This window comes from Acidovorax delafieldii 2AN (assembly GCF_000175235.1).
Taxonomy (GTDB): domain Bacteria; phylum Pseudomonadota; class Gammaproteobacteria; order Burkholderiales; family Burkholderiaceae_C; genus Acidovorax; species Acidovorax delafieldii_B.
Genome location: NZ_ACQT01000248.1, coordinates 1 through 5,113, shown reverse-complemented (window position 1 = coordinate 5,113; position 5,113 = coordinate 1). Strand labels below are relative to the sequence as shown.

The window sequence follows — 5,113 nt, the reverse complement described above, 5'->3', positions numbered from 1 at the left end:
AGTGCGCAGGCCCCGGCGGCCCACAACGGCAGCAGGCCCCACCGGGCCACCCACCACGCATACGGCGTGATGTTCCAGCCATCCTGCGCACCAAGCCCACGGCCCTGCACTTCGCCCCTCAACACGCCACGCGTGTGCCGCTCGAGCGCGTGGGTGACCACGCCCCGGTGGTCGATGATGGCGGTGGCACCGGTGTTGGTGGCGCGCACCATGGGGCGCTCGAACTCCAGCGCACGCATGCGGCTGATCTGCAGATGCTGGTCGATGGCCACCGTGTTGCCGAACCAGCCGATATTGCTCAAATTGACAAACAGCGTGGGCGCGCTGGCCGGCTCCGCAAAGCGGGCCCCCAGTTCTTCGCCGAACAGATCCTCGTAGCAGATGTTCGGTGCAATGCGCTGCCCCGCCCAGGCAAAGGACGGCTGCCCGACCGCACCCCGGTTGAAGTCGCCCAGCGGGATGTTCATCATGGCCGTGAACCAGCGGAAGAACGGCGGGACGAACTCGCCAAACGGCACAAGGTGGTGCTTGTCGTACTGGTAAGCCGCCGCCTGCCCGGGTTTCATGCCCAGCACGGAATTGGTATAGCCCCGCTCTTCATCGCCCAACGGAATGCCCACCAGCGCCGCCTGCGGGCCTTGGCCGAAATGCGCGGTCAGCCCTTCGAGATAACCCGGAATGAGCTGCTGCGGCAGCAGCGGAATGGCCGTTTCAGGCGCCACCACCAGCGACGCGCTGGCGGCTTGCAGCGCATCGGAGTACCACTGCAGGGCCAGGGGCACACCGCTGCCGGGCTGGAATTTCTCATCTTGCGGAATATTGCCCTGCAGCAGTGCCAAGGTGAGGGGCGCCGCCGCCGGCGAGGCGGGCGTGTGGCACAGATCGACGGCGCAGTGGCGCTGCAGCCCCGCCCCAGCCAGCACCAGGCCACCCACGGCCACCAGCAGCCAGGCCCGAAGACTGCGCAGGTCTCCCATGCGCGCTTGCGCCAGCAGCATGGCAACCACGGCCGCCACAAAACCGACGCCATAGACCCCGACCGAACGCGCCAGCACACTGAGGGGGCCTTGCACATGCGCATAACCGACCGCCCCCCAGGGGAAACCCGTCCACAGCGTGCCACGGGCCAATTCGGCAAGCAGCCAGGCCGCTGCAAAAACAATAGCTGCAAACACCCGGTGGACAGGCGCCACACGCGAAAATAATGCCAAAGCGGCGGCGTAGTACGACCCCAGGAAGGCCGCCAACCCGAGCACAGCCGCCACGGCCAGCGGTGCCGCCAGGCCCCCATAGGTGTGCATGGAAATGAACAGCCACCAGAAGGTGGCTGCCAGCCAGGCCGTGGCAAACGCCAGGCCCAGCCCCGCAGCCCGGCGCCAGGGTGTGGTGCCGCGCACCAGCCAGGCGAGCACCGCCAGGGACAAAATTTGCAGCCACCACTGGGGTTGTCCAGTCGTGGGCCAAGCCAGGGAAAGCGCCTGCGCCACGCCGGCCGCTACCGCCGCAAACGCCTGCAGCGCGAGTGCCGCCCCCGACAGGCGTTGCGGGGGCACCATCAGCCAGGCGCGCTGTCTTCTTCGACGCGTGACACCTTGAACCAGCGCACCGCGCCGCCCTTGGTGTGCAGCACCACGAAATGCAGGCCGCCCAGTTGCATGTGCTCGCCGCGCTTGGGCACGTGGCCCATTTCGTGGGCGATCAGCCCTCCGATGGTGTCGAAGGTCTCGTCGGGGTCGCTGCCCAGCATGGCAACGCCAAAAGCCTCGGCCACGCGCTCGATGGGGGTGTCGCCGCTCACGCGGTAGGTGTGGTCGGCCAGGCCGAAGATGTCGCCTTCGTCTTCGGGGATGTCGAATTCGTCCTCGATCTCGCCCACGATCTGCTCCAGCACGTCCTCGATGGTGACGAGGCCGGCCACACGGCCGAATTCGTCGATCACGATGGCCAGATGGTTGCGGTTGCCGCGGAACTCACGCAGCAGGTCGTTCAGGCCCTTGCTTTCGGGCACGAAGGCTGCCGGACGCAGCAGGGCGCGAATGTTCAATTCAGGTGCCCGCTGCAGCTTGAGCAGGTCCTTGGCCATCAGGATGCCAATGATGTTTTCCCGCTCGCCCTGGTACACCGGAAAGCGCGAATGCGCCGTGTTGATCACCAGGCGCAGCAGCTCGTCGAAGGGCGCGTCGATGTTGACCAGGTCCATGCGCGGCGCTGCCACCATCACATCGCCGGCCGTCATGTCGGCCATGCGGATGACACGCTCCAGCATCACACGCGAGTCGGCCCCGATGACCTCGTTGTCCTCGGCCTCGGCCAGGGTCTCGATGAGCTCTTCGGCCGAGTCCGGGCCCGGATGGATGAACTCGGCCACTTTTTGCAGGAACGTGCGCTTGTCTTCCTTTTCGGGCAGGCGCGAGGGATACGGGTCGGACACTGTCTTGGTGTGCAGGACGTGCGGTAGTGGAACAGACCCCTAGGATAGCGGATTGTCGTGACAACACCCTCGCCGCGGTCGGGCGCGGGCCTTATTCGGCCGACTGGTGGCGCCCGTGCTGCACGCCCCGGCGCACTTCCTGGACACCGGCCAGAAAATCCCAGAACTGCTTGGCCTGCTTCTTGAGGCGGTAATCCATCTCGGCGAACTGCTGGCCCACCATCTCGGCCATGCGCGTGTCGAACCCTGCCGGCGGAATCTGCAGGTAGGCCTCGGACTCCGAGCCGTCGCGGCGCACCGTGGCCCCGGCCTGGCGCGCGATCTTGAGCATCGCGGTGTTTTCGGTGAGCGCGTGGATAAACACCATGTTCACCCCCTCGTTGCGCGCATGCATGATGGCCCGGTCGAAAAGACGCGCGCCAAAACCCCGACCGCGGGCCTGCTTGAGCACCGACACGCCGAACTCGGCGCAATGCTGGTATTCGGGGTGGTCGGCAAACGCCAGGTGGGCCATGGCAATGAGTTCCAGGCGGCGGTTGTAGATGCCAAAGATCTCGTCGCGGTCGAAGTCAAGCTGGTCGGTGTAGCGCCGGATCTGCTCGTCCGTGGCAGCATAGCCAAAACGCAGATAGCGGTCGGCCGGCTCCAGTTGCAGCAGGTGGGCCGTGATGCGCTCGCGGTATGAAGGGCCCAGCGCGCGGATGGGCACCACCACCGGCGAATGCGCGGGGGCGTCGTCCGCCCCATGGCGGGTGATAGGCGCGAGCATGTCCTTGCTTGCGTCCCACGAAGCCTTGAGCCAGTCTTTGGTTGCGATCATGGGGTGAACTCTAAGGGTTTTCCCGGGGTCTTGCCAGCATTTTTGCTGCATTGCAACAAAAATAGGGGCGAGACTCCATAAGTCCATCTGAAAGCACTCTGGTCCTTGTCAGATGGTCGATAGAAGCTATCCAATTTATAGCAAACAAGTGCGCCCCGCTTTCTGGCGAGTCGCACGCACGACTCACACTGGCACGGCCGTGGTGGCTTTCACCCGGTCGAGCACGAAACTCGTCTTGCAGTCTTGCACGCTGGGGTGCTTGAGCAGCGTGTCCATGATGAAACGGCTGTAGTGCGCCATGTCGGCCACCACCACGCGCAGCAGATAGTCCATTTCGCCCGTAAGCGAGGCGCATTCCACCACCTCGGGCCAGGTCTGCACGCTGGCGCGGAACAGGTCCATGGGGTTGCGCTTGTGGCTTTCGGTGTGCTTTTCGAGGCGCACGTTGAGATAGGCCGTCAGCCCCAGACCCACCGCTTCGGGCCGCACCAGGGCCACGTAGCGGTCGATGACGCCGCTGTCCTCAAGCCGCTTCACGCGCCGCAGCACCGCGCTCGGCGACAGGCCCACCTGTTCGCCAATCACGTCGTAGGTTTCGCGCCCGTTGCCCTGCAGGCGGCGCAGGATGGCCTTGTCCAGCTTGTCCAGTGCATTGGCGTCGTTCATTGCGCACGATTCTACGAACAAGGCCGCAACTGCGCTGCCGCCCGTGCCGGGCTGCGGGTATGTCCCGATGGTGACACCCGGGGGCGCGCAGAACAATGAATTTCGCAAAAACGTACGGTCGTTCGATTTTGCAAAAACCTAAAAATACCAGGAGACAACACATGACCGGATTCGCAAGGCGCCTGTTGCGCCATCTGGCGCTGGCTGCCACAGCCTGCGCCTGCCTGCTCGCAGCCAGCGCCCACGCGCAAAGCGGGTACACCCAGACCCGCTACCCCATCGTGCTCGTGCACGGGCTGTTCGGCTTTGACTCGGCGCTGGGCGTGGATTATTTCTACGGCATTCCCGACAACCTGCGCCAGGGCGGCGCGCGGGTCTTCGTGGCGCAGGTGTCTGCCGCCAACAGCACCGAGGTGCGCGGCGAGCAGTTGCTCGCGCAGGTCAAGACGATCCTGGCCATCACCGGGGCGCCCAAGGTCAACCTGGTCGGCCACTCGCATGGCGGCCCCACCACGCGCTATGTGGCCGGCGTGGCGCCTTCGCTGGTGGCGTCGGTCACCTCGATCGGGGGCGTGAACCGGGGTTCGCGCGTGGCAGACATCCTGCGCGGCGTCGCACCCGCCGGTTCGGTATCGGAGGCCGTGGCCAGCGGCGCCGCTTCGGCCCTGGTCAGCCTCATCAACCTGGTGTCGGGCGGCACCAGCCTGCCGCAAATGCCCACGGCGGCGCTGGACTCGCTCACCACCGCCGGCCTGGCCGACTTCAACCGCCGCTTCCCCCAGGCCCTGCCCACCGGTTGCGGCAGCGGGGCCGAGCTGGTGAACGGCGTGCGCTACTACTCGTGGACCGGCACCCAGACGCTGACCAACGTGTTTGATGTGAGCGATGGCCCGCTGGGCATCCTGGGACTCGTGTTTGGCGAAGCGAATGACGGCCTGGTGTCGGCCTGCTCGTCGCGCCTTGGAAAGCACCTGGGCGACTACCGCCAGAACCATCTCGACGAAGTCAACCAGCTCGTGGGGCTGCGCGACTGGTTCTCCGCCGATCCGGTCACGCTCTACCGCCAGCATGCCAACCGCCTGAAACAGGTGGGCTTGTAAAGCATGCCCCGCAGCCAGATGCTGGTTGCCGCCCTGGCGGGCGCTGCGGCAGCCGCCATGCTGGGCTGGCTGGCCTGGCTGGCCTGGCCCGTCGGC

At 65.9% G+C, this 5,113-nt stretch carries 5 protein-coding genes; 1 reads left to right on the top strand and 4 read right to left on the bottom strand.

The annotated features are described in order from the left end of the window. The 4 genes from lnt to ACDELDRAFT_RS18890 all read right to left on the bottom strand — a co-directional run. A partial coding sequence (gene lnt, locus ACDELDRAFT_RS18905) for an apolipoprotein N-acyltransferase (RefSeq protein ID WP_005799626.1) occupies positions 1-1,556 on the bottom strand: 1,556 nt, incomplete at its 3' end. Further along, the gene (locus ACDELDRAFT_RS18900; protein ID WP_005799625.1) at positions 1,556-2,431 is read right to left on the bottom strand and encodes an HlyC/CorC family transporter; all 876 of its coding nucleotides are present in this window, start codon (positions 2,429-2,431) and stop codon (positions 1,556-1,558) included. The genes lnt and ACDELDRAFT_RS18900, both read right to left, overlap by 1 nt. A 91-nt stretch (positions 2,432-2,522) precedes the next feature. Then, entirely contained in the window at positions 2,523-3,251 is a 729-nt protein-coding gene (locus ACDELDRAFT_RS18895) for a GNAT family N-acetyltransferase (protein WP_005799624.1), read from the bottom strand. A 183-nt stretch (positions 3,252-3,434) separates the two neighbouring features. Further along, positions 3,435-3,917: an Lrp/AsnC family transcriptional regulator gene (locus ACDELDRAFT_RS18890; protein ID WP_005799623.1), complete on the bottom strand. Its 483-nt coding sequence runs from the start codon at positions 3,915-3,917 to the stop codon at positions 3,435-3,437. Between the two features lie 161 nt (positions 3,918-4,078). Between ACDELDRAFT_RS18890 and ACDELDRAFT_RS18885 the strand changes: the two genes are divergently transcribed. Beyond that, positions 4,079-5,017, top strand: coding sequence for an esterase/lipase family protein (locus ACDELDRAFT_RS18885; protein WP_005799622.1), 939 nt, complete (start codon positions 4,079-4,081; stop codon positions 5,015-5,017). Positions 5,018-5,113: the final 96 nt, after the last annotated feature.